Annotated in this window: 22 protein-coding genes; 16 read left to right on the top strand and 6 right to left on the bottom strand. The window is 68.6% G+C overall.

The genetic code is table 11. From position 1 onward, the window contains the following. The first annotated feature begins 12 nt into the window (after positions 1–12). Positions 13–459: a hypothetical protein gene (locus MARPU_RS11860; RefSeq protein WP_005223487.1), complete on the top strand. Its 447-nt coding sequence runs from the start codon at positions 13–15 to the stop codon at positions 457–459. Positions 460–499: 40 nt separating this feature from the next. On the opposite strand, the gene MARPU_RS17920 is transcribed toward MARPU_RS11860, so the two are convergent. From MARPU_RS17920 to MARPU_RS11875, 4 genes are all read right to left on the bottom strand, one after another. Further along, on the bottom strand, positions 500–664 hold the full coding sequence (locus MARPU_RS17920) for a hypothetical protein (RefSeq protein ID WP_005223486.1): 165 nt from the start codon (positions 662–664) through the stop codon (positions 500–502). A 77-nt stretch (positions 665–741) separates the two neighbouring features. Continuing rightward, complete coding sequence (locus MARPU_RS11865) at positions 742–2199, bottom strand: NAD(P)/FAD-dependent oxidoreductase (RefSeq protein WP_005223485.1); 1458 nt, start codon at positions 2197–2199, stop codon at positions 742–744. Positions 2200–2530: 331 nt separating this feature from the next. Next, on the bottom strand, positions 2531–4456 hold the full coding sequence (locus MARPU_RS11870; protein ID WP_005223484.1) for a putative bifunctional diguanylate cyclase/phosphodiesterase: 1926 nt from the start codon (positions 4454–4456) through the stop codon (positions 2531–2533). A gap of 8 nt (positions 4457–4464) precedes the next feature. After that, positions 4465–5289 (bottom strand): HDOD domain-containing protein, encoded by an 825-nt coding sequence (locus tag MARPU_RS11875; RefSeq protein ID WP_198015477.1) that lies wholly within the window; start codon positions 5287–5289, stop codon positions 4465–4467. Positions 5290–5575: 286 nt separating this feature from the next. Between MARPU_RS11875 and MARPU_RS11880 the strand changes: the two genes are divergently transcribed. From MARPU_RS11880 to MARPU_RS11900, 5 genes are all read left to right on the top strand, one after another. After that, positions 5576–6013: a phosphate-starvation-inducible protein PsiE gene (locus MARPU_RS11880; protein WP_005223481.1), complete on the top strand. Its 438-nt coding sequence runs from the start codon at positions 5576–5578 to the stop codon at positions 6011–6013. Between the two features lie 83 nt (positions 6014–6096). Beyond that, on the top strand, positions 6097–6486 hold the full coding sequence (gene queF / locus MARPU_RS11885) for a preQ(1) synthase (protein ID WP_005223479.1): 390 nt from the start codon (positions 6097–6099) through the stop codon (positions 6484–6486). A 5-nt stretch (positions 6487–6491) separates the two neighbouring features. Further along, positions 6492–7784, top strand: a complete 1293-nt coding sequence (locus MARPU_RS11890; protein WP_005223478.1) for an FGGY-family carbohydrate kinase — start codon at positions 6492–6494, stop codon at positions 7782–7784. A gap of 122 nt (positions 7785–7906) precedes the next feature. After that, positions 7907–9193: a Vi polysaccharide biosynthesis UDP-N-acetylglucosamine C-6 dehydrogenase TviB gene (gene tviB / locus MARPU_RS11895; RefSeq protein WP_005223476.1), complete on the top strand. Its 1287-nt coding sequence runs from the start codon at positions 7907–7909 to the stop codon at positions 9191–9193. Positions 9194–9276: 83 nt separating this feature from the next. Next, positions 9277–10284 carry an NAD-dependent epimerase gene (locus MARPU_RS11900; protein WP_005223470.1) on the top strand — a complete coding sequence of 336 codons (1008 nt, stop codon included), beginning with the start codon at positions 9277–9279 and terminating at the stop codon, positions 10282–10284. A 73-nt stretch (positions 10285–10357) separates the two neighbouring features. Here the strand turns inward: MARPU_RS11900 and MARPU_RS11905 are convergent, their stop codons facing one another. Next, complete coding sequence (locus tag MARPU_RS11905; protein WP_005223468.1) at positions 10358–11269, bottom strand: recombination-associated protein RdgC; 912 nt, start codon at positions 11267–11269, stop codon at positions 10358–10360. 589 nt (positions 11270–11858) lie between these two features. On the opposite strand from MARPU_RS11905, the gene MARPU_RS11910 reads away from it, so the two are divergent. Continuing rightward, the gene (locus MARPU_RS11910) at positions 11859–13136 is read left to right on the top strand and encodes an HlyC/CorC family transporter (RefSeq protein ID WP_005223466.1); all 1278 of its coding nucleotides are present in this window, start codon (positions 11859–11861) and stop codon (positions 13134–13136) included. 10 nt (positions 13137–13146) lie between these two features. On the opposite strand, the gene MARPU_RS11915 is transcribed toward MARPU_RS11910, so the two are convergent. Then, a complete protein-coding gene (locus tag MARPU_RS11915) occupies positions 13147–13851 on the bottom strand; it encodes a ComF family protein (RefSeq protein WP_005223464.1) in 705 nt (234 codons plus the stop codon). Between the two features lie 110 nt (positions 13852–13961). Here MARPU_RS11915 and bioB point away from each other — a divergent pair, with 110 nt between their 5' ends. From bioB to MARPU_RS11960, 9 genes are all read left to right on the top strand, one after another. Continuing rightward, entirely contained in the window at positions 13962–15002 is a 1041-nt protein-coding gene (bioB, locus tag MARPU_RS11920) for a biotin synthase BioB (RefSeq protein WP_005223462.1), read from the top strand. After that, entirely contained in the window at positions 14999–16168 is a 1170-nt protein-coding gene (gene bioF, locus MARPU_RS11925) for an 8-amino-7-oxononanoate synthase (RefSeq protein ID WP_005223460.1), read from the top strand. The genes bioB and bioF overlap by 4 nt, the downstream gene beginning before the upstream one ends. Before the next feature lie 26 nt (positions 16169–16194). Further along, the gene (gene bioH / locus MARPU_RS11930; RefSeq protein ID WP_005223457.1) at positions 16195–16953 is read left to right on the top strand and encodes a pimeloyl-ACP methyl ester esterase BioH; all 759 of its coding nucleotides are present in this window, start codon (positions 16195–16197) and stop codon (positions 16951–16953) included. Continuing rightward, complete coding sequence (bioC, locus tag MARPU_RS11935; protein WP_005223455.1) at positions 16953–17852, top strand: malonyl-ACP O-methyltransferase BioC; 900 nt, start codon at positions 16953–16955, stop codon at positions 17850–17852. The genes bioH and bioC overlap by 1 nt, the downstream gene beginning before the upstream one ends. A gap of 31 nt (positions 17853–17883) precedes the next feature. Then, the gene (gene bioD / locus MARPU_RS11940) at positions 17884–18558 is read left to right on the top strand and encodes a dethiobiotin synthase (RefSeq protein WP_005223453.1); all 675 of its coding nucleotides are present in this window, start codon (positions 17884–17886) and stop codon (positions 18556–18558) included. Between the two features lie 352 nt (positions 18559–18910). Beyond that, complete coding sequence (locus tag MARPU_RS11945) at positions 18911–20116, top strand: D-alanyl-D-alanine carboxypeptidase/D-alanyl-D-alanine-endopeptidase (protein ID WP_005223451.1); 1206 nt, start codon at positions 18911–18913, stop codon at positions 20114–20116. A gap of 16 nt (positions 20117–20132) precedes the next feature. Beyond that, entirely contained in the window at positions 20133–20969 is an 837-nt protein-coding gene (locus MARPU_RS11950) for a trypsin-like peptidase domain-containing protein (RefSeq protein WP_005223449.1), read from the top strand. Between the two features lie 528 nt (positions 20970–21497). Then, positions 21498–21926, top strand: a complete 429-nt coding sequence (locus MARPU_RS11955; RefSeq protein ID WP_005223447.1) for an FKBP-type peptidyl-prolyl cis-trans isomerase — start codon at positions 21498–21500, stop codon at positions 21924–21926. Between the two features lie 268 nt (positions 21927–22194). Then, positions 22195–23448 carry an SPOR domain-containing protein gene (locus MARPU_RS11960; protein ID WP_005223445.1) on the top strand — a complete coding sequence of 418 codons (1254 nt, stop codon included), beginning with the start codon at positions 22195–22197 and terminating at the stop codon, positions 23446–23448. Positions 23449–23507 lie beyond the last annotated feature (59 nt).

Consider the following 23507-nt stretch of genomic DNA (forward strand, 5'->3'; position numbering starts at 1 on the left):
GGAGATCCGCCCATGTCCATCGGACCACGTTCACCGATCCTGTTCGGCGCCGCACTGCTGGCCGGCTGCTCGGCCCCGGGTGAAGACGTGCGCGTCACCCTGTGCAAGGGACTGGTGCTCACCCAGGGCGCGGCCAGCGACTGGCGAGTCGAGACCGATCAACCCGGCCAATATCAGGATCTCGAGATCAGGCTGCAGTTCACCGACGGCGCCGGACGGCGGGCCAATGCGCAATGCCTCTACCCCTACCGCGCGGTCGAGGACGACGCCCTGGCGCTCGCCGATCCGCTCTCGGTCTATGGCACGGCGCCGACGCGGTTGCGCATCGACGGACGCGAATTCTCGCGCCGGGCGCTCGCCGAGGCGGTGAGCGCGGCGATGGGGGCGCAGGCCCGGGAGTGGGCGGACGGGGTGCGAGAGGGATTGGAGCAGGCCGCGCGCGAACTCAGCGGCGACTGAGGCAGCGCCCCCGGCGCATGCCGGGGGCGGGCGTGACGGATCAGCGCGAGATGTGCGAGCGGGTCATCAGCTTGAGGATCTTCCAGTTGATGACGAGAAAACGCACGATCTGCCAGATCAGCGAGGTGCGCATGTAGCGGGTGAGCCCGGTGGGCACCGGCGCGTAGTACTCCTGCTGGTAGGGCTCTTTGTTCTTGATCGGCATGACGGTCTCTCTGTTTGGGTCGTCACGGGGCGCACCGCGCCCCGCCATGACAAGGGTTGCGCTCGAGGCGGCGCCACTCAGTCCGGCAGCACCGACCAGCCCGGACGCAGCTTGGCCTGATAGATGAAGACGTGGTGCAGCAGATACTTCATCCAGTGTCCGGCCAGTCCAACCTCGCCGAAGGTGAGGTTCATGTCGCGACCGTACTCGGGATAGCGCTCATAGTCCGGCACCACCGGGAAGACGGTCATCGTCGCCGCGCTGCCGGTGAGCAGACCGGAACCGGTCGAGGCCACGCAGGCGGCCCCCATCTCGGCCATCGAGGCGGTATGGGTCGGCTCCTCGGCACCGTTGAGCATGTCGCGGATACTGGTCGCCACCGCCTTGCCCATGGTCGCCGAGGGCATGCCGGTGCGCGGCGGCGTGGGACTGATCGGGGTACCGTTGGCGCTCTTCATCGGCTTGCTGATCGGGTGCGGCGGAGCGAAGGCGATGCCAACCGAGAACAAGTTGCGATAGGTCGGATTCTGATAGGTCTTGGGCCAGTCCTCGGTGACCCAGTCCTCGAACGCCTTGGGGGTGTAGTCGGCATCGACCTTCATGAAGCCGCTGGGCGCGAACAGGGTGCTGGAGATGTCCTCGCCGGCCTTGTCGAAGGCCTTGAGCATGGCCCCGGCGAAGGGCGGGATGAGCATCGCGAAATCGAACGGCAGCTCGCCATAGCTACCGTCGAGCAGCTCGTAGTGGATCACCTTGGGCTCGACCTTGTAGACATGGGCGCGGGTGATCCACTCCACCCCGCGCTCGGCCATCAGCGACTCGGCAAAGGTCTTGCCGTTGGTGACATAGCCACCGCGGGTGATGTGCACGCCGCCCATGCCGAAGTCACCGAGTTCGTACTCGTTGCTGATCCACACCAAGCGACCGAGCTGGCGCACCCCGGCATCACGCAGACACTGGTCGATGTTGTAGATGTATTCGAAGGCCGCGCCCTGACAGGTGCACATGCCATGCCCGGTGCCGACCACGAAGGTGCGGCGCTCGCCTTGCTTCATCGCCGCGATCGCCTCCTGCAACTGGGCGTTGGCCTCGAGGGCATGACCGGCGGTGCACACCGAGGTGGTGTAGCCGCCCTCCGGTCCCAGCCCGGGAGTGGCGCCGAAGTTGAGCCTGGGACCGGTGGCGTTGACCAGGAAGTCGTAGTCGAGCGTGTCGATCTGCCCGAGGTGCACCGGATCGGTGTACTCGATGGTGACATAGGGCCGCTCGCCCGCTTCCCCACCCTCGGGATGGATCGAGAGCGCCTTGGCCTGACGGAAGTCGATGTTGAGCTTTTTGTAGACCGGAGCCAGCTCGAAGGTGACCTGTCGCTCGGTCATCTCGCCGATCCCGACCCAGATATTGGAGGGAATCCAGTTCCATTTGGCGTTGGGCGAGACCACCACGACCTGGTGCTTGCCCTTGACCCACTTACCGAGATATCTGGCGACCGTGTGCCCAGAAATCCCCGCCCCGAGAATGACGATACGCGCCATGTGCTAACTCCACAGTGCTTGACCTGGCGGCTGCCGCGAGACCCGTGATCCGGGCGCGAAGGAATCCGTCGCGTGTGCGCCTGCTTCCTCCAGGGGAGTCATCGGTCACACCTCGACCCACCCCCACCGCACCCCGACACACTCGCGCCGAGCAACCTCAAACGATTGATTAATAAAGGGCATCAACGATACAACAACGACACCCCGCGCCGCGTCCGCTCGCCCTGGACCGGCGATCGGCATCGCGGCAGAAAAACCATGAAGTCGCGGTGGATGTCAAATCTCGTTGACGCTGCTGCCGACGCAACGCTATGGCCGCGCCGTCAACACCTCAGTGTGACCACTCGGGCTCGAGGATGTTGCGCAGGGGCTCGGGACGGCCGATGAAGTAGCCCTGGACGAAGTCGATACCGATCTCATCGAGCAGCGCCAGGGTGGCGTCGTTCTCGACATGCTCGGCGATGGTGCGCTTGCCGAGGATCTTGCCGATGTCGTTGATCGAGCGGATCAGCGCGAGATTGGCCGAGTCGGTGGCGATGCCCTGGACGAACTCGCCGTCGATCTTGAGGAAGTCGACCTCGAGGTCGCGCAGATAGAGATAGGAGGCATAGCCGCTGCCGAAGTCATCGAGGGCGAAGCGACAACCACGCGACTTGAGTCCAGCGATGAAGCGGCGCGCCGCCTGCAGGTCGGAGATGGCCACGGTCTCGGTGACCTCGAAACAGATCTTGCCGGGAGAGGTGTCGAAATGACTGAGCTGCTCGAGCACATAGTCGAGGAAACCGCGACTGCCGAGCGAGTGGCCGGAGAGGTTGATGGTGACATAGCCGAAACGGTCGAAGCGCTCGGCATGCTCGGCGAGCATGCCGAGCACCGAGCGCACCACCCAGCGATCGAGCCGCACCGACAGGCCATAACGCTCGGCGATCGGCAGGAACTCACCCGGCGAGATCAGATCGCCGTCCTCGCCCTTGAGGCGCAGCAGGATCTCGTAGTTGATCGGCTCGGCGGTGACATGCGGGGTATTGGCGGTGGCCACGATCGGCTGCGAGAACAGCTCCAGGCGGTCCTCCTCGAGCGCCCGCACCAGTCGCGACAATGCATGCGCCTCGTTGTTGCGCCGTTTGAGCTTGCCATCGTGCTCGCGATACAGCCAGACGTTGCCGCCGCCGACCTCCTGGGTCGAGAGACAGGCCGAGTAGGCCTTGCGCAGCAGCTGCTCGCCCGAGTCGCCATCACGATACTCGGCCACGCCGATGCTCAGGCTGATGACGAAACGATAACCGCGAAAGTTGAACTGGAAGTCGTCGACTGCATCGCACAGCGACTCGGCCAGGGTCTCGACCCGCTCGGCCGCCCCACCCTCGAGCAGGATGCCGAACTCGTCGTTGCCGAGCCGCCCGAGCAGGCTCGCCTCGGCGAAGTGCTCGCGCAGCAACTCGGCGAGCACCCGGATCAGTTGATCGCCGGCGGCCTGACCGGCGGCGTCATTGATCACCCGGAAGCGATCGATATCGATATGGATCAGCGCCCACCCACCGGCGCCGGGCGCAACACGCCCCAGCGCGCGTGCCAGCTCGGACTCGAAGGCGGCGCGATTGAGCAACCCGGTGAGTGCATCGAGTCGCGCCAGCCGATCGCGCAGCCGAGACTCGCGCGCCAGCGCCGACTCGGCCGCCGAGCGCCGACGGCGCTCGGCATCGAGCCAGGCGTCGCAGTGACTGAGCGCGCGGCTGCGCTCGGCAATGGCCTCACGCTGGCCACGCACCAGCCGTCCGTGGTCGAGGGCCTGCGCCAACACGTCGCAGACCAGTTGCAGCAGGCGTTCGTGCCAGCGCGAATAACGCCCGGCGGCGGGATGGCCGACCACCAGCACGCCCTGCACCCGCCCTGCACCGGCGAGCGGCGCGGCCAACAGCGAGCCATGCGTCTCACCGGCGCCGCGCAGGATCTCGCCAGCGGCGCTGACACGCGCGGCCAGCTCGTCGAGTGCCGCGTCGGGCCTGTCGCTATCTTCGAGGTCGCGGCGTACGTACGCCGCGCAGGTCTGAGCACCTTCGTGCTGGAGATAGAGGGCGCAACACTCGAGATCGCGATGCGTGACACAGGCGCGAACGGCGTGCGCGCACAGCTCATGCTCGCCGAGCGCCGTGGCATCTGGCACCACCAGGCTGCGCAGCATGCTCAGGGATTCGATCAGGGAGAGAATGCCGGAGTCCCCGCCGGCGTCCATTGCACTGGGTTGGAAGATATCCATGTCGACCTCTAACTGAAGGCATCCGCCATCTCGCACAGATGCCCGATCCGGGCGCACCAGCGCGAAGCGGTCCGCCGCCATTCCTCGGCATCGATTCCCAGCGCCTCTGGCGGTGCCAGGTCCAGATCCCCGACCGTCTCCGGATAACGCTCGGCCAGCGTCCCGAAGCGCTCGGCAAAACCCACCAGCCGCGCCAACCGCCAATGCCCGCCGACATAGTCCGGCTCGCCATGACGCGCCATCGCCACGGCGAGTTCCGGCGGCAGCTGCCAGACGCGAGCCAGCGCGGCACCCGCCAGGCAGTGATCGAGCCCCAACCGTTGCCGGGTCAACTCGGCGACCCCACGCTCGGCATCGTCAGCGGCGGCGACGAAGATCTCGCTCATCACCTCCGGCGTCAGGTGCACCAGCACCAGCAGTCCGAGGTTGTGCAACAAGCCGGCGAGATAGACCCCGGCGAGGGTCTCCTCGCGATCGCCCGACATCTTGGCCGCGAGCGCCTCGGCGAGCGTCGCGGTAAGCATCGCACGGCGCCAGTAGCGCCCCGAGTCGAACGCCGGACAGCGATCGCGCTCGAAGGGTGCGCTCAGCAGTAAACTGATACTGAGATCGCGCACCAGGCGCAACCCCAGCACCCGGATCACCGCATCGCTGAGATCACGCGCCGGGATGGGGCCGGCGAAGAAGGCCGAGCGGGCGATCCCGAGCAGCCGCGCGGCGACCGGCGGGCTCCGCTCGATCAGCTCGAGCACCCGATTGACATCGAGTTCGGGGTCAACCAACTCGGCGAGCAGCACCTGCGCCTGCTCGGGAAGTGGCGGAAGGGACTGCAACTCGCGGATCAGCACGCCGAGCCGGGCGGGCTGCGGCGAGCATGACGGAGATACGGCGGAGGGAGCGTCTGTCACTCGGTACTCGGTACTCGCGACATGCCCCGGCATATCGGGTCAACACCCCGGGGCATCAAAAACTCGGGCTAGCGCGCAACTCTACACTTGATTCGGCGCACGTGCAGGACCCAGATCGCAAAATCTCATATCTCTACAGCGGCTGACTATCCTTGGACCGACCGCCCCTGCTCGTCACGGGGCCAACGCCTCGCCGAAGGGAGGAGCCGACATGCGCCTGGAACAGCGACTCAACGCCCTGCTCTCGACCCTGTTCCGCTTCACCGAGAAGCTGGTGCTCACCGGCGTCGGCGTGCTCGCGCTGATGGGCATCGCGCAGCTGGTCTGGGAGATCGGCGCACACCGCGAGGTGCGCCTCGAGGACCTGCTGCTGATGTTCATCTATATCGAGATCATGGCGATGACCCACGTCTATTTCGTGCGCCACGCCGTGCCCTTCACCTATCCGATGTTCATCGCCGTGACCGCGCTGTCGCGACTGATCGTGCTCCAGGGCAAGAACATCGCCCCCGAGAACCTGCTCTACGAGGGCGGCGCCATCCTGCTGGTGAGCCTTGCCATCCTCATCGTGCGCTACAGTCAGCGCTACAGCATCGACGCCACCGGCGAGGCGACGCACCACGAGCCCGAACCGACCGAGCACCGCTGACCATCGCCTTGCACCGGCGCAACGCGTAAACTTGCGCCCCGGCCGCTACCGGCGGTCTGCTTCAAATCAGGAGATACCAAGAAATGCCAAGCGCCCCGAGCCGTTCGCTCGAGACCTTCCCCAACCCCCAGCCCGAACGCGACTACACCATCCGCATTCGCGTGCCCGAGTTCACCTGTCTGTGTCCCAAGACCGGCCAGCCGGACTTCGCCGAACTCACCCTCGAGTACATCCCCGAGGCCCGCTGTGTCGAACTCAAGGCGCTGAAGAACTACGTCTGGTCCTATCGCGACGAAGGCGCCTTCCACGAGGCGGTGACCAATCGCATCCTCGGCGACCTGGTGGCGGCCACCGAGCCGCGCTTCATGCGTCTGACCGCGGACTTCAACGTGCGCGGCGGCATCTACACCAAGGTTGTCGTCGAGCATCGCGCCGCCGACTGGCAGCCCCAGCCCCAGGTGCAGCTGCCCTGAGGCCGATGCGCGGGGGTGCGGCCTTCATCGGGATCGACCTCGGCACCTCCGGGTGCCGTGCGGTGGCGATCGATGCCACCGCCGAGCCACTCGCCGAAACCCGCGCCGCACTCCCCGACTCGGCCCGATCGGCCTCCGGTCGGGCCGAACAGAACCCCGAGGACTGGTGGCGGGCGCTCACCGAGGTGCTGCGCGCGCTGGTCGCCACACTCCCCGATCATCGCCCCGCAGCGCTCGCCGTGGCCGCCACCTCCCCTACTTTGTTGCTCGCCGATACCGCCGGCGACCCGCTCGGCCCGGCGCTGATGTACGACGACCAGAGCGGACACCGGGCCGCCGCGCAGATCGCCGCCAGCGCACCGGCCACCAGCATCGCGCGCGGTCCCGGCTCGGGCCTGGCTAAGCTGCTCGCGCTCCATGACCGGCTCGCCCCCACAGGCCCGTTCTGGGCGCTGCACCAGGCCGATTGGATCGCCGCCCGACTGACCGGCGTGCTGGCCGCGAGCGACTGGCACAACGCCCTCAAGCTCGGTCACGACCCCGAATGCGCGGACTGGCCCGACTGGGTCGGCGCACTGCTGCCACCCGGCGCACGGCTGCCGCGGGTACTCGCCCCCGGCACCCGGATCGCGCCACTCACTCCCGCTGTGGCCGCCACCACCGGACTGCCCCCGACCACCCAGGTGGTCGCCGGCACCACCGACAGCACCGCCGCAGCGCTCGCCGCCGGACTCGCGCGACCGGGCGAGGCGCTCACCAGCCTCGGCACCACCCTGGTGGTCAAGGTGGTCTCGCCGCACCGCATCGAGGCCCCGGACCACGGCGTCTACAGCCACCGCTACGGCACGCACTGGCTGGTCGGCGGCGGCTCCAACAGTGGCGCCGGGGTGCTGCGGCGCGAGTTCGACGATGACGCCCTCGTCACGCTCAGCGCACGCATCGACCCCGAGCGCGACTCCGGGCTCGACTACTACCCGCTGCCGGGGATCGGCGAACGCTTCCCGCGCCCCGACCCGCATCTCGCGCCCCGACTCGACCCCCACCCCGGCGACCCGGTACGCCGTCTCCACGGCCTGCTCGAGGGCATCGCCCGGATCGAGGCCGAGGGCTACGCCCGGCTCGCCGAACTCGGCGCGCCACGGCCACGCCACGTGCTCAGCATCGGCGGCGGTGCATGCAATCGCACCTGGACGCGGATACGCGAGCGCCTGCTCGGCTGCACCGTACTGCGCGCCTCACACCAGCAAGCGGCCTTCGGCGCAGCATTGCTCGCCCGAGCAGGTGCCGCCGACGGCTGAGACAGCCATCGAACACCGTCGCGCCACCCCGCAACGGACTGCTAACATGCAACGATGCGTGGCCACGACGGCCCGGCCGACGTCCGCTTTCTCTCACTTGACCCAAGAAGGAGCTTCCTGCCGTGACCTTCGATTCGGACCTGCAAAACCTGCGTATTGGCATCATCGGACTGGGTTACGTCGGCCTGCCGCTGGCCGTCGAGTTCGGCAAGCGCTACGACACCGTCGGCTTCGACATCGCCGCGGCGCGCATCGCCGAGCTGCGCGCCGGACGCGACAGCTCGCTCGAAGTCGAGCCCGAGGAGCTGCGCGCGGTGACGCGACTGAGCTACACCGAACAGGCCGACGACCTGGCCGAGTGCCGGGTGCTGGTGGTCACCGTGCCGACCCCGATCAACGAGCACAAGCAGCCCGACCTCCGCCCGCTGGAATCGGCCAGCCGCGCCATCGGCGAGATCATCCGCCCCGGCACCGTGGTGGTCTACGAGTCGACCGTCTACCCCGGCGCCACCGAGGAGGTGTGCGTACCGATCATCGAGCAGATCTCGGGGCTGACCTACAACCAGGACTTCTTCGCCGGCTACAGCCCCGAGCGCATCAACCCCGGCGACAAGGAACATCGGCTGCCGACGATCAAGAAGGTGACCTCGGGCTCGACCCCCGAGGTGGCTGACTTCGTCGATGCGCTCTACGCCTCGATCATCACCGCCGGCACCCATCGCGCCAGCAGCATCCGCGTGGCCGAGGCGGCCAAGGTCATCGAGAACACCCAGCGCGACCTCAACATCGCGCTGATCAACGAGCTGGCGCTGATCTTCGGCAAGCTCGGCATCGACACCCAGGAGGTGCTCGAGGCGGCCGGCAGCAAGTGGAACTTCCTACCCTTCCGCCCTGGCCTGGTCGGCGGTCACTGCATCGGCGTCGACCCCTACTATCTCACCCACAAGGCGCAGCAGATCGGCCACAACCCCGAGATCATCCTCGCCGGGCGGCGGCTCAACGACAGCATGGGCGCCTATGTCGCCGGTCAGGTGATCAAGCTGATGGCACGACGCGGCGGACTCGGCAGTGCCCCGCGGGTGCTGGTGCTCGGGCTGACCTTCAAGGAGAATTGCCCCGACCTGCGCAACACCCGGGTGGTCGACATCCTCGCCGAGCTGGCCGACTATGGCATCGCCTGCGACGTCCATGACCCCTGGGCCGACGCCGCCGCAGCCGAGGACGAGTACGGCATCACCCTGGTCGACGACCCGGCCGCAGGCGTCTACGACGCCGTGGTGCTCGCCGTCGCCCATCGCCAGTACGCCGCACTCGGGGCCGAGCGCATCCGCGCCTACGGCAAGCCCGGCGCCGTGCTCTACGACGTCAAGCAGCTGCTGCCGCGCGATCAGGTCGACGGCCGGCTCTGAGCCCGCGCCCGCCCGGGCCGGGCACACGCCCCCATCCCCCCGACCCGGCGCGCCCCCCGGGCGCGCCCTGGAGCGAGAACACTATGAAAGTCATGGTCACCGGCAGCGCCGGTTTCATCGGCTCGGCCCTGTCGCTGCGCCTGCTCGAGCGCGGCGACGAGGTGATCGGCGTCGACAACCTCAACGACTACTACGACGTCAACCTCAAGCGCGCCCGATTGGCGCGCACCCAGGACCATCCGCGCTTCCACGACCTGCGCATCGACATCGAGGACGGCGCGGCGCTCCATGCCGCCTTCGCCGAGCATCGCCCCGACCGGGTGGTCAACCTTGCCGCCCAGGCCGGAGTGCGCTACTCGATCGAGAACCCGCTGGCCTACGTCAACACCAACCTCGTCGGCTTCGCCAACATCCTCGAGGGCTGTCGTCATCACGGCGTCGAACACCTGGTCTACGCCTCGAGCAGCTCGGTCTACGGCGCCAATACCGAGATGCCCTTCTCGGTGCATCACAACGTCGACCACCCGGTCAGCCTCTACGCGGCGAGCAAGAAGGCCAACGAGCTGATGGCCCACACCTACAGCCATCTCTACCGGCTGCCGACCACCGGGCTGCGCTTCTTCACCGTCTACGGTCCCTGGGGCCGGCCCGACATGGCGCTGTTCAAGTTCACCCGCGCGATCCTCGCCGGCGAGCCGATCGATGTCTTCAACTACGGCAAGCACCGTCGCGACTTCACTTTCATCGACGACATCGTCGAGGGCGTGATCCGGGTGCTCGACCGCGTCCCCGAGGGCAATCCCGAGTGGAGCGGCGCGGCCCCAGACGCCGCCTCCAGCGCCGCGCCCTACCGCATCTACAACATCGGCAACAACAATCCGGTGGAGTTAATGGAGTACATTGCGGTGCTCGAACGCTGTCTCGGGCGCGAGGCCGAGAAGAACCTGCTGCCGCTGCAGCCCGGCGACGTGCCCGACACCTATGCCGACGTCGCCGATCTGGTGCGCGACACCGGCTACCAGCCCAATACCTCGGTGGCCGACGGCGTGGCGCGCTTCGTCGACTGGTATCGCGACTTCTATCAGGTGTGATCGGGGAGACGGCCCGCACCGAGGGCGGGCCGAGAGGGGAAGACGCCGGGCGAAGACGCCCGGCGTCGGCGGCTCAGATGCCGGCGCGCGCCTCAGCGAGCCCGAACACGTCCTCGAGCCGCGCGAGCAGGTTGCGCAGTTGCAGCGCGAACAGCGCGAACTCGGTCTCGAAGCGCACCGCCGGGTCCTCGATCTCGTCGTCGAGGGTGTCGAGCAGCTCCTCGGCCATGCGCAGACGCTTCAGCGACAGATCGTCGGCGAGGGTGAAGCTGAAGCGCTCGTCCCAGGTCAGCGCGAGCTTCACCGCGCGCTTGCCGGCGCGCAGATGGGCGAGCACCTCGTCGCTGCTGAGATCGCCACCGCTGATCCGCACCACTCCGCTCTTCTCCTCGGCGTCGCGCAGCTCGCAGGCGTCACCGGCGACGAAATCGGCCGGGGCGCTGTCCTCGAGCAGCCAGCGCGAGAGCACCTCGGCAGGGTGCTCGGCCGGCGCCGGCAGCAACGCCGGCAGGCTGCCCAGGGTCTCGCGCAGCAGCGAGACGACCTCTTCGGCCTGCTTCTCGCTGGCCGCGTCGATCACCATCCAGCCACTCTCGGTATCGATATAGGCGCGGGTGCGACGCGAGCGGGTGAAGGCACGCGGCAGCATCTCGTCGACGATCTGCTCGCGCAGCCGACGCCGCTCGGTGCGCCCGACCTCGCGCGACTCGCCGGCCTCGATCTCGCCGATACGCTCCTCCAGCGCCTCCTTCACCGCCGCCGTCGGCAGCAGACGCTCCTGCTTGCGCGCGCAGATCAGCAGACAGCCCTCGAGGGGGTGGACCAGGGCACCGCCGTCCTCGCCGAGCGGCGCGCTCCAACCCATGGTCGCGGTCTCCAGCGGACCGCAGGGACGGAACCGGCGTCCGTCGAGCTGGGTCTCGAGTTCCTGTCCGTCGATGCGGACGGGCTGCTCGAGACGATAGAGTCTGGCGTTCTTGAACATTGGCTTTCCCGGCAAAAAGCGCTGAATTATGCCCGACACGGGAGGAACCGCAAGGACACAGGGCCAGCGGTCAAGGAGGCTGTTGAACCACAAAGACGCGAAGGACACCAAGGGGGCGGGTGTTCAAAACCTCGGTGTTGCCGTGACGGTCCGCTGGTGGCTAACAGCTGGTCGCTCTTATTCCTTCGGGCCATGTCGCTTGCCAGCCCGTGGTGATTCGCTCCCACCGCGCCAGATTGAGGCCGCTCGATGGCGACTGCAGGCCTGGACCTTGCCGCCAAGATACACCCCTTGGCGATTCGGATCCGCCGCCACCCACCAACAACCAGCCACCAGCGGGGCTCGCGCCGAGGCCTTGAGCATTGGATTCCTTTGCGCGCTTCGCGCCTTTGCGGTTCGACCTCTCCGGCTAGCGGTTGATATCCGGCGGCTGAAAAGGCGACCACCGCGGCTTTACGTTAGAATCCAGCGCCGGCACCGGGATGCCCAGCGCCGCCCCGACACGCCCAGGCGTACACCCTGCACCACCCGACCCCGATCCATCGCAGCGCCCCAGCTACCACTGATCACCGACCATCGGTAACCCAACGTGAACGATTTTCCCCTGCCCGGCCTGTTCCTGATCCTCTTCCTGCTCATCCTGCTGTCGGCCTTCTTCTCGGGTTCGGAGACCGCGCTGCTCACCCTCAACCGCTACCGGCTGCGCCACCAGGCCGACCAGGGCAACCGCGGGGCGCGGCGTGCGCGCAAGCTGCTCGATCGTCCCGACCGGCTGATCGGGCTGATCCTGCTCGGCAACAACTTCGTCAACATCATGGCCTCCTCGCTGGCCACGGTGATCGCCATCCGTCTCGGCGGCGAGGCGGCCATCGGCATCGCCGCCGGGCTGCTCACTCTGGTGATCCTGATCTTCGCCGAGGTCACCCCCAAGACCTATGCCACGCTCCATCCCGAGCGTCTGGCCTTCCCCGCCGCCTATGTCTACGGCCCCTTGCTCAAGCTGCTCTATCCGGTGGTGTGGCTGGTCAACCTGTTCACCAACAACCTGCTGCGTCTGATCGGCATCGCCCCCGAGGACGGCGGTCAGGGCACCGCACTCAGCCGCGAGGAGCTGCGCACCGTGGTCAGCGAGGCCGGGGCGATGATCCCCGAGCGCAGCCGCTCGATGCTGCTCGGCATCCTCGATCTCGAACGCGCCACCGTCGAGGACATCATGATCCCGCGCAACGAGGTCGACGGCATCGACATCCAGGACAGCGAGGAAGAGATCATCCAGGCGATCCGCAACACCAACTACACCCGTCTGCCGCTGTACGACGGCAGCATCGACAACGTCATCGGTGTCTTCCACGCCCGCAACGCGCTGCACGCGATCCTCGAGAAGGGACTCGGCAAGGAACACCTGCGCGCCATCGCCCGTCAACCCTACTTCGTCCCCGAGGGCACCCAGCTCTACCAGCAGCTGCTGAACTTCCAGCACACCAAGCAGCGCGTCGGCCTGGTGGTCGACGAATACGGCGACTTCCTGGGGCTGATCACCCTCGCCGACCTGCTCGAGGAGATCGTCGGCGAGTTCACCACCGACCCCTCGGACAGCATCTCCGAGATCCAGCCAGCCGAGGACGGCTCGCTGCTGATCGACTGCGGCATCGGGCTGCGCGAACTCAACCGCGTGCTGCGCTGGGAGCTGCCGACCGACGGGCCCAAGACCCTCAACGGGCTGATCCTCGAGTACCTCGAGACCATCCCCGAGCCCGGCACCAGCCTCAAGCTCTCGGGACACCCGATGGAGATCATCCAGACCGCCGACAACGGCGTGAAGACGGTCAGGATCATCCCGCGCCCGACACGACGCCCGCGGCGCTGAGGGGGCGCGATCAGGGCGTGCGCGCCACCACCCAGACCTCGATCTCGCGCCCCCCGGCACGCCCCAGCACCCGCGCCAGCGCGCTCACCGTGGCGCCGGAGGTCATCACATCGTCGATGATCGCCAGACGCCTGGCGGGCAGCGCCTGGGCCAAGGTGAAGGCGCCCGGGCCGATGTTGCGCTGGCGCGCGCGGCGCTGCTGGCCGACCTGCGGCGGGGTCGCACGCACCCGCCGACAGAGCCCGGGGTCGACCGCCACGTCGAGCGCGGCGCCGGCCACCCGCGCCAGCTCCAGCGCCTGGTTGTAGCCCCGCTCACGCTGGCGCGCCGGGTGCAGCGGCACCGGCACCAGCAGCTCGGGCAACGGCGGCGCGAGCGCCGCGCGCGTCTCGGCGAGCAGCCGCCCGAGCAGCACCGCGCGATCGAGCCGGGCGTGGAACTTGAGATCGGCGATCAGCCCCGGCACCAGCCCCTGATAGCGCAGCGGCGCATGACAGCGGACAAAGGGCGGCGGGCGCGCCACGCAGCGCCCGCACCAGCGCCCGGCACCGAGGTCGCCGTCGAAGGGCTGGGCACAGCGGGCGCAGCAATGGTGGTTGACCGGCAGCTCGGCGCGACAGCCGGCGCAGAGATCGAACCCGGCCTCGCCGGGTGCACCACAGAGCACGCAGGTCGGCGGATAGAGCCCCTCGGTCAGACACCCCAGCAGCGTCATCGCGGCCTGCCCCGGACGATGCGCGGTAAACCAGAGGCATCCTCAAAAGTTGACAAGCCAGCAAAAACCGATAGCATCTGATGGATTTTGTCAGCCATCCGGACCCTCCCATGTCAGCCACCCTGCAAGCACCCCCGATCCGCACCGACTGGACCGTCGACGAGGTTCTCGCCATCCTCGAGCAACCGTTCAACGACCTGATGTTCGAGGCCCAGTGCGCCCATCGCGCCCGCTTCGACCCGCACCAGATCCACGTCAGCACCCTGCTCAACATCAAGACCGGTGCCTGCCCCGAGGACTGTGGCTACTGCTCGCAGAGTTCGAAGAACCACACCGGGCTGGAGCGCGAGCGGCTGCTCGAACTCGAGACCGTGCTCGCCGCCGCACGCGCCGCGCGCGATCAGGGCGCGACCCGCTTCTGCATGGGCGCGGCCTGGCGCAACCCCAGTGACAACAACCTCGAGCACGTCATCGCCATGATCAAGGGGGTCCACGACCTCGGGCTCGAGACCTGCGTCACCCTCGGCATGCTCGACGCCGAGCAGGCGCGCGCACTCAAGGACGCCGGGCTGGACTACTACAACCACAACCTCGACACCTCGCCCGAGTTCTACGGCCAGGTGATCACCACCCGCACCTACGAGGACCGACTGCGCACCCTCGGACACGTCCGCGAGGTCGGCCTCAAGACCTGCAGCGGCGGTATCCTCGGCATGGGCGAGTCGCGCCGCGACCGCGCCTCCATGCTCCAGCAGCTCGCCACCCTGCCGGCCCACCCCGAGTCGGTGCCGATCAACATGCTGGTGCAGGTCGAGGGCACGCCGCTGTTCGGGCGCGACGCCATCGACCCGTTCGAGTTCATCCGCGTCGTCGCCACCACCCGACTGGTGATGCCGGCCTCGCACATCCGGCTCTCCGCCGGGCGTCACGACATGAGCGACGAGATGCAGTCGCTGTGCTACCTCGCCGGGGCCGACTCGATCTTCTACGGCGACCACCTGCTCACCACCAAGAACGCCGGCACCAACCGCGACCGCGACCTGTTCGCGCGGCTCGATATGCACTTCGTCGAGGACCACGGCGAGCGCGAGGAGCCCGGCGCCTGCAAGCGTCACGTCAAACTCGAAGAGATGCTGCCGAGCGACGCATGAGCCTCGATGCCCTCGCCCCCGAACTCGAGCGGCTGCGCGATGCCGACCTCTACCGCCGGCGCCGCGTCCAGCAGGGTCCGCAGCAGCCGCGCGCCCGCATCGACGGGCGCGAGCTGCTGAGCTTCTGCAGCAACGACTATCTCGGGCTGGCCAACCACCCCAAGGTGATCGCCGCGCTGCAACGCGGTGCCGAGCGCTGGGGTGTGGGCAGTGGCGCGGCGCACCTGGTCAACGGCCACAGCGCCGCGCACGAGGCGCTGGAGGAGGAACTTGCCGCCTTCACCGGGCGCGAGCGCGCGCTGCTCTTCTCCACCGGCTACATGGCCAACCTCGGGGTGATCAGCGCCCTCGCCGGGCGTCGCGACACCCTGCTCCAGGACAAGCTCAACCACGCCTCGCTGCTCGACGCCGCGCAGCTCTCGCGCGCCACCCTGCGCCGCTACGCCCATGCCGACGCCGACGCGCTCGCCGCGCAGCTCGAGCGTCACCCGGAGACCCGGCTGGTGATCACCGACGGCGTGTTCAGCATGGACGGCGATCTCGCCCCGCTGCCCGCGCTCGCCGAGCGGGCGCGGCGCGCCGGCGCCTGGCTGATGGTCGACGACGCCCATGGTCTCGGCGTGCTCGGCCCCGGCGGGCGCGGCTCGCTCGCGCACTTCGGGCTCGATCAGGACGCGGCACCCATCCTGATGGGCACCCTGGGCAAGGCGCTCGGCGTCTCCGGCGCCTTCGTCGCCGGCCCGGCGGTGCTAATCGAGACCCTGATCCAGCGCGCCCGCAGCTATATCTACACCACCGCCACGCCGCCGGCGCTGGCCGAGGCCACCCGGTTCAGCCTGCGTCTGGCCGAGCGCGAGACCTGGCGTCGCGAGCACCTGCAGGCGCTGATCATTCGGCTGCGCGACGGCGCGACCCGGCTCGGTCTCGAACTGATGGCGAGCGCCACCCCGATCCAACCGCTGGTCGCCGGCAGCGCCGCGCGCGCCCTGGCCTGGAGCCGGGCGCTCGAAGAACGTGGCATCCTCGTCGGCGCCATCCGGCCACCGACCGTGCCCGAGGGCAGCGCGCGACTGCGCATCACCCTCTCGGCCGCCCATACCGAGTCCGACGTCGACCGGCTGCTCGCGGCGCTCGCCGAGCTGCCCCGCGCCGATCGCGCGGACTGACCCCACTGCATCGTAAGGAGACCCGCGTGTCCACCGGATCCAACCCGTCCCTGCCGCTGGTACTGCTCCACGGCTGGGGCATGAACGCCGCCGTCTGGGACGGCCTGCCGCCACAGCTCGGCGGCCTGCCGACCCAGACCATCGAACTCCCCGGCCACGGCGCCCGGACGCCCGCCCGCGCCGACCTCTGGGCCTGGGCCGATGCCTGCCTGGAGGCCGCCCCCGAGGAGGCGGTGTGGCTCGGCTGGTCGCTCGGCGGACTGGTCGCCCAGGCCGCTGCGCTGCGCGCACCCAAGCGGGTGCGCGGACTGATCCAGCTCACCGCCACGCCGCGCTTCGTCCAGGCCGCCGACTGGCGCCCGGCGATGGCCGAGGAGACCCTCGGTCAGTTCCACCAGGGTCTGCTCGACGACCCCAGCGGCACCCTCTCGCGCTTCCTCGCGCTCCAGGTACGCGGCAGCGACGCCGCGCGCGAGACCCTGCGCACCCTGCGCCAGGAACTCACCACGCGCCCCGAGCCCGACCCGCGCGCACTCGCCGACGGACTCGACCTGCTGCGCGACGAGGACCTGCGCGGCCAGCTCCCCGACATCGCCTGTCCGGCGCTGTGGCTGTTCGGCAGTCACGACGCCCTGGTGCCGGCGGCGGTGGCCGAGCGCATCGAGCTGATCATGCCTGGTGCCCGCACCCAGGTGATCGCCGGCGCCGCGCACGCGCCGCACATCTCGCACCGCCGCGAGACCCTGACGGCGATCGAGGACTTCGTCGCCGAGGCATTGGGCTGATGTCGACGCCCGACCCACGGCTGGCACCGATCGACAAGCGCCGCGCCCGCGCCAGCTTCGCGCGCGCCGCGCCCGGCTACGACGCCGCGGCGGTGCTGCAGCGCGAGATCGCCGACCGCCTGCTCGAACGACTCGACTACATCCGTCTCCAGCCGCGTCGTATCCTCGACCTCGGCGCCGGCACCGGCTACTGCACCGCCGCGCTGCAACGGCGCTACAAGCGCGCCGAGGTGGTGGCGCTCGACTTCGCCCAGCCGATGCTGCAGCAGACGCGCCGGCGCGGGCGCTGGTGGCGCCGTGCGCTGTGCGTCTGCGCCGACGCCGAGTCGCTGCCGTTGGCCGATGACTCGTTCGACCTGATCCTGTCGAGCGCCACCATCCAGTGGTGCAACGACCTCGAACACACCTTCGGCGAGTGTCTGCGCATCCTCCGCCCCGGCGGTCTGCTGCAGTTCACCACCTTCGGTCCCGACACCCTGCGCGAGCTGCGCGCGGCCTGGGCCGAGGTCGACGGTCACGCCCACGTCAGCCCCTTCACCGACATGCACGAGATCGGCGATGCGCTGGTACGCGCCCGCCTCGCCGACCCGGTGATGGACGCCGAGCGGCTGACCCTGACCTATCCCACCACCACCGAGCTGATGCACGACCTCAAGGCGATCGGCGCACGCAACGCCAGCCGGGACCGCCCGCGCGGCCTGACCGGGCGGGCGCGACTGGCCGCCGTCGCCGAGGCCTACGAGCGCGAACGGCGCGACGACGGGCGCCTGCCGGCAACCTACGAGGTGCTCTACGGCCACGCCTGGGCGCCCGAACAGGCGCCCCAGTCGAGCACCGCCGACGGCGCCGTCGCGGTGCCGCTCGAGCAGCTCAGCCGCCAGCTCGGCGGACGCGACTGACCCACCCCCAGAGACAAGGAGTATCCAGCCGATGCCAGGCCTGTTCGTCACCGGAACCGACACCGACTGCGGCAAGACCGCCGTCAGCCAGGGGTTGATCGCCGCGCTCGCCGCGCGCGAGCAGCGCGTGCTGGGGATGAAGCCGATCGCCTCGGGCTGTGTCGAGACCGCCGACGGACTGCGCAACGACGACGCCGAGCGGCTCGCCGCCGCCGGCTGGTGCGAACAGCCCTATGCGCGGATCAACCCCTATGCCTTCGCCCCGGCGATCGCGCCGCACGTGGCCGCCGCCGAGGCCGGGGTGGAGATCGCGCTGGCGCCGATCCGCGACGCCTATCGAGCGTTGTGCGACGAGACTGACTGGGTGGTGGTCGAGGGCGCCGGCGGCTGGCGCGTCCCGCTCGGCGACCGACTGTCGATGCGCGACCTGCCGCGCGCGCTCGACCTGCCGGTGGTGCTGGTGGTCGGGGTCAAGCTCGGTTGCATCAACCACGCCCTGCTCACCCAGGACTCAATCCGCGCCAGCGGCTGCCCGCTCGTCGGTTGGGTGGCCAATCAGGTCGACCCGACCATGACCGCCTCGGCGGCTACCCTCGACACCCTCACCCGCGCCATCGCCGCCCCCCGGCTCGGCGTGATCCCCTGGCTCGACCAGCTCACCCCGGCCAGTGTCGCCGCCCATCTCGACCCGACGCCGTTGCTGTGACGGAAGGGGCAAAGAACTTGAACCGCCAAGACGCCAAGCACGCGAAGTTTGCGTCGATTGAGTGACCCCTCCGTCCACCGTTTCATCGAAAAAGCGACAAGCCCGTAGAAGTGGCAAGCCCGAGGACGGGAGACCCGACATCGGCGCTCGATCAGCAGACGTTGAGACATGCGTTAGGTTGTCACCGGCAACCCAACCTACGCGCTGAACAAAAAACCTTCGTGCCCCTTGGCGCGCTTCGCGCCTTGGTGGTCAATCTCCCCTCTCCACCACAGCGTGCCTGGGCTATGCTGTGCGCCCGACGGTCCGGCCCGGTGCCGGGTACCCTGATGCCACTGACGACGAGCGTCCGATGATCGCACTCCATTCATCCCGTCGCCGCGCCGCACTCGTGCTGGGCGCGGCCCTGTTGTGTCTGAGCGGTCTGGCGCACGGTGCCGATCCACTCGCCACCGTGCGCGGGCTGGAGCACGCCAGCCTGCTGCTGGTCGAGCCCGACGACACCACCGCGATCGACCAGGGCGCGACCACGCCACGGGTGCCGGCCTCGACGATGAAGCTGCTCACCGCCTATGCCGCACTCGAGACCTGGGGGCGCGAGCATCGCTTCCACACCGATATCCGCTTCGACGACGACGGCGTCCTCTGGGTGGTCGGGCACGGCGATCCCTACTTGGTCTCCGAGGAGCTGATGCGCATCGCCACCGCAGTACGCGCGCGCGGCGTCACTCGCATCAACGGGCTCGGGCTCGACACCCACGCGCTCGGCGCCGATACCGAGATCCCCGGGCGCTCACACACCAGCAACCCCTACGATGCCCCGCTGAGCGCGCTCGCGGCCAACTTCAACACCGTGAGCCTGGTACGCGAGGCCGATGGCCGGCTGCGTAGCGGCGAGTCGCAGACGCCGCTGACCGCCACCGCCCGGGCGCTGGGCGCAGGACTCGGTGCCGGACGCCATCGCGTCAATCTGGTCGACCGCGCCCGTGCCGAGCGTCACTTCGGCGAGTTGTTCGCGGCCCTGCTCGAGCGCGCCGGCGTCAGCGTCGTCGGGCCGATCCGTCAGGCCCGGGCGCCACGCGGTGCGCGGCTGCTCTACCGGCACCACAACAGCCGCACCCTCGCCGAGATGATCGCGCCGATGCTCGAGTACTCGACCAACTTCATCGCCAATGGCTTGTTCATCAAGCTCTCCGACCCCAAGGACAAGGGAGTCGCGGGAATGGCCGAAGCGCGACGCACGGTGACCCGGCTGGCGCGCGAACGTCTCGGCTGGCGCGATGCGGTGATCGACGATGGCGCCGGACTGTCGCGCGCCAATCGGTTGAGCGCACGCCAGCTCATCGAGTTGCTCGATGCCTTTGTTCCCTATCGCGACCTGATGCCGCGCCAGGACGACGACCCGCGAGTGCTGGCCAAGACCGGCACCCTGACCGGGGTCAGCAGCTATGCCGGCTATGTCCGGCGCAATGGTGGCTGGGGACGCTTCGCGCTGCTCGTCGAGCAGCCGGTCGATCGCGGCCTGCGCCAGCGGCTGGCCAGCGCGTTGGCGCGCTGAATCACGGGAGGTACAGGTGTTCGACCCCTTCGTCCGTCACCGCGTCGTACTGGTGGCGCTGGCCGTGCTGCTGACGCTCGGCGGTTGCGCCCAACCTCGGACCACCGACCAACGCCAGTTCTCCGCGCCCGAGTTCGCCGGCTTCCCACACCGCAAGGCCGGCGCCGACTATCCCTCACTGGCGCCGCTGATGCGCGAGATCACCCCGGCGGTGGTCAACATCGCGGTCGAGGCCGAAGTCTCGGCGCGCGCTCATCCCTTTCTCAGCGACCCGGAGTTCCGCAGCTTCCTCGAGCGCTTCGGACTGCCACTACCCGAACCCGGCGAGATCGAGCGCCAGCGCAACGTCGGCTCCGGGGTGATCGTCGACGCCGAGCGCGGCTATGTGATGACCAACGCCCATCTGCTGCAGGGCGCCACCAGCATCCGTGTCACCCTCAAGGACCGGCGCAGCTTCCACGCCCGACGCATCGCCGCCGACACCGACACCGACATCGCCATCCTCCAGATCCCAGTGGTCGAGGTACGCCCACTGCGCTTCGCCGACTCCGACCGGCTCGAGGTCGGCGACTTCGTCATCGCCATCGGCAACCCCTTCGGTCTGGGTCAGACGGTGACCTCGGGGATCGTCAGCGCGGTCGGGCGCAGCGGCATCGCCGACAACCGCTTCGGCGAACTGATCCAGACCGACGCCTCGATCAACCCCGGCAACTCCGGCGGCCCGCTGATCGATCTCAGCGGTGCCGTGGTCGGCATCAACACCGCTCTCATCGGCCCGACCGGCGGCAACGTCGGCATCGGCTTCGCCGTCCCCGCTAACCGCGCCCGCGCCATCCTCGCGCGACTGCGCTAGAGGTAGCGCCGGGAGCCGGAAAGGGTGAACCGCAAAGACTCGAAGGGCACGAAGAAACGCAAAGGGATTTGATGTCCAACTCCCCCGGCGTCGGCGCAACGTCTCACTGGCGGCTGACGGCAGAAAGCTGATCGCGCTTCTTCGTCTTCGCGTCCTTTGTGGCTTTGCGGTTCAATCCACTGGCGGTTGGTAGCGATTTGCACTCACCGCCCCCCTGTTCTAGAGTGCGCCCAGAGAGCCTCGCGTCATCGAAGGATCCCTGGGAGAGACCGATCGCGACGAACAACGCAACCGATCGGATCGACCCGTCGCCGCGTCCACCACTCGGGCCTCGGCGGGGCGCCCTCCCCTCGGTGGAGCGACCGGTCCCGGCCGGCGTCCCGTTCCTTCGATCGTCTCGCGTCTCCCGCAGACCGCAAGACGGCGCGATTCGTTACCCTCCCAGCCCTCGACCCGAGACCTCCGTTCGCTCGCCTGCCGGACAGCCCCGGTCGGCGCAATGCACCCCAAACTCCGGGAGACCATCCCATGTCTGAAGCCAAGCTCGGCGATACCGTCAAGATCCACTACACCGGCACCCTCGAGGACGGTACCCAGTTCGACAGCTCGGTCGGCAACGAGCCGCTCGAGTTCACCATCGGCGCTGGCGGCATCATCCCCGGCTTCGAGGAAGCCGTGAAGGGCATGAACGTCGGTGAGAACAAGACCGTCACCATCCCCTCGGCCCAGGCCTACGGCGAGTATCGTCCCGAGATGACGCAGGAGGTGCCGCGCTCGGCCATTCCCGCCGACATCGACCTGCACGAGGGCATGGTGCTACACGCCCAGGGTCCCGATGGTCAGCACGTCTCCTTCACCGTCAAGGCGTTCAACGACGAACAGGTCACCATTGATGGTAACCACCCGCTCGCCGGCAAGGACCTGACCTTCGCCCTGGAGCTGGTCTCGATCTCCTGACCGCTGGTCGGGCCGCGTACCCTGGCGCGGCCAGGCCAGGGGAACAGTCGCTCTCGACCTGGTGCAGGGACGCACCACCACCTCATCGACGCTTGCCCTCGATCGGCCAGACACCGATACTCTCCCCCCAGGACGGTCAGCCGACGGCGACAGACGCGCCCCGTCCAACAACGCCTTATCCCGAACCCAGGCCGGCGCCCGCGACCTGCTCAAACGGCGGGACAGCCCAGGCCCACGCTCGCCCAGATCAGTCGCGGGGCAGATCGCCATGGACAACACCACCACCCCCGAGCCGGACACCCAGGTCCAGGCCACACCAACGGCGTCCGACCCCAGGTCCGGCGCCGAAGACGTCGCCGCTCGGACCCGGATCAGCCAACAGGCCGCACAGATCGCCAAGCTCGCCGTCGGCGTCGCCGAACAGCGGCGCGATCTCAAGCAGCTGCAAGACACGGTGCTGGACCGGCTCGGCGACATGGACGAGGATCGTCGTCTCACCACCGCTCAGCTTCAGCGCGCCCTGCTCAACCATCGCACCCTGCTCGACCGTCGGCTGCGCCACTGGCGCACCCTGATGTTCGCGACCCTGGTGGTGGTACTGATCGGCATCGCGCTCGCCCTCACCCTCGCCTACCGCCAGCTCGATACCCAGCGCCAGGCGCTCGCCGAGCGCGTCGAGCGCATCGCCGCGATCCAGGGTCGTCCGAGCGGCGATCCTCAGTCCGATGCCCTGGTCCAGCGTGAACTCGACGCACTCTCTGTCACCATCGAACAGCTCGCCCGCGAGCTGCGCGCCGCGCCCGCGCCCGCGCCCGCGCCCGCGCCGACGACGACCGCCGAGCCCGCGATCACTCCCCCGGCACCGGCCCGCCCCTCGGCCTCGCTCACCGACAGCGTCGCGCTCAACGAGACGCAGCAGCCCCTGCGCCTGACCCGACAAAGCCTCCCTCCGGCCCCGGTCACGCCGAGCCTGCCGACGGTCATCGAGACCGACGAGACGACGACCCCGACGATCGTCGAGACCACACCGCCCGCCACCGAGCCGGAACCCCCGGCACCATCGAGCGTCTCAGCGGAGCCCGAGACACAACCCGCCGAGCCCACGCCTGTCCAGGCCGAGACGATCGCGCCAACACCCGCCGCCGAGGTGGCGCCGGACGCCCCGACCGAGGCCGCAACAACCGAGACGCCCGAGACGCCCGCCACCCAACCGGCGCTCGACGACAACGCCCCGATCATCACCCTCGACGCGCCGAGCTACGCCATCCAACTGCTCGGCGCCTTCTCCCGCGACGGATTGGAAACCTTCATCCGCGAACAGGACCTGCCCGATCGCCTCTACTGGCGTCAGGAGACCTACCAGGGCAAGCCCTGGTACGTGCTCATCCATAGCCTGTATCCCACCCGGGCCGAGGCCGTGACAGCGCGGAAGGCGTTGCCGGAGGGGATTCGGGGGTTGGATATTTGGGTGAGGAGTTTGGGGGTTGGGGTGGATGTCAAAACTATCAATACAAGAAATTAATTTACAAAAAATCAATCACAAAAATAAAATCAGAGGAAAGTCACTTGAGCGCAGAATCT

The sequence above is a fragment of the Marichromatium purpuratum 984 genome, from assembly GCF_000224005.2.
In the GTDB taxonomy this organism is placed as follows: domain Bacteria; phylum Pseudomonadota; class Gammaproteobacteria; order Chromatiales; family Chromatiaceae; genus Marichromatium; species Marichromatium purpuratum.

What these genes read in the sequence shown, in the direction of transcription:
- MARPU_RS11860 (WP_005223487.1), top strand. Translation starts at nt 13, where the DNA reads ATGTCCATCGGACCACGTTCACCGATCCTGTTCGGCGCCGCACTGCTG.
- MARPU_RS17920 (WP_005223486.1), bottom strand. Translation starts at nt 664, where the DNA reads ATGCCGATCAAGAACAAAGAGCCCTACCAGCAGGAGTACTACGCGCCG.
- MARPU_RS11865 (WP_005223485.1), bottom strand. Translation starts at nt 2,199, where the DNA reads ATGGCGCGTATCGTCATTCTCGGGGCGGGGATTTCTGGGCACACGGTC.
- MARPU_RS11870 (WP_005223484.1), bottom strand. Translation starts at nt 4,456, where the DNA reads ATGGATATCTTCCAACCCAGTGCAATGGACGCCGGCGGGGACTCCGGC.
- MARPU_RS11880 (WP_005223481.1), top strand. Translation starts at nt 5,576, where the DNA reads ATGCGCCTGGAACAGCGACTCAACGCCCTGCTCTCGACCCTGTTCCGC.
- queF (WP_005223479.1), top strand. Translation starts at nt 6,097, where the DNA reads ATGCCAAGCGCCCCGAGCCGTTCGCTCGAGACCTTCCCCAACCCCCAG.
- MARPU_RS11890 (WP_005223478.1), top strand. Translation starts at nt 6,492, where the DNA reads ATGCGCGGGGGTGCGGCCTTCATCGGGATCGACCTCGGCACCTCCGGG.
- MARPU_RS11900 (WP_005223470.1), top strand. Translation starts at nt 9,277, where the DNA reads ATGAAAGTCATGGTCACCGGCAGCGCCGGTTTCATCGGCTCGGCCCTG.
- MARPU_RS11905 (WP_005223468.1), bottom strand. Translation starts at nt 11,269, where the DNA reads ATGTTCAAGAACGCCAGACTCTATCGTCTCGAGCAGCCCGTCCGCATC.
- MARPU_RS11915 (WP_005223464.1), bottom strand. Translation starts at nt 13,851, where the DNA reads ATGACGCTGCTGGGGTGTCTGACCGAGGGGCTCTATCCGCCGACCTGC.
- bioB (WP_005223462.1), top strand. Translation starts at nt 13,962, where the DNA reads ATGTCAGCCACCCTGCAAGCACCCCCGATCCGCACCGACTGGACCGTC.
- bioF (WP_005223460.1), top strand. Translation starts at nt 14,999, where the DNA reads ATGAGCCTCGATGCCCTCGCCCCCGAACTCGAGCGGCTGCGCGATGCC.
- bioC (WP_005223455.1), top strand. Translation starts at nt 16,953, where the DNA reads ATGTCGACGCCCGACCCACGGCTGGCACCGATCGACAAGCGCCGCGCC.
- bioD (WP_005223453.1), top strand. Translation starts at nt 17,884, where the DNA reads ATGCCAGGCCTGTTCGTCACCGGAACCGACACCGACTGCGGCAAGACC.
- MARPU_RS11945 (WP_005223451.1), top strand. Translation starts at nt 18,911, where the DNA reads ATGATCGCACTCCATTCATCCCGTCGCCGCGCCGCACTCGTGCTGGGC.
- MARPU_RS11955 (WP_005223447.1), top strand. Translation starts at nt 21,498, where the DNA reads ATGTCTGAAGCCAAGCTCGGCGATACCGTCAAGATCCACTACACCGGC.
- MARPU_RS11960 (WP_005223445.1), top strand. Translation starts at nt 22,195, where the DNA reads ATGGACAACACCACCACCCCCGAGCCGGACACCCAGGTCCAGGCCACA.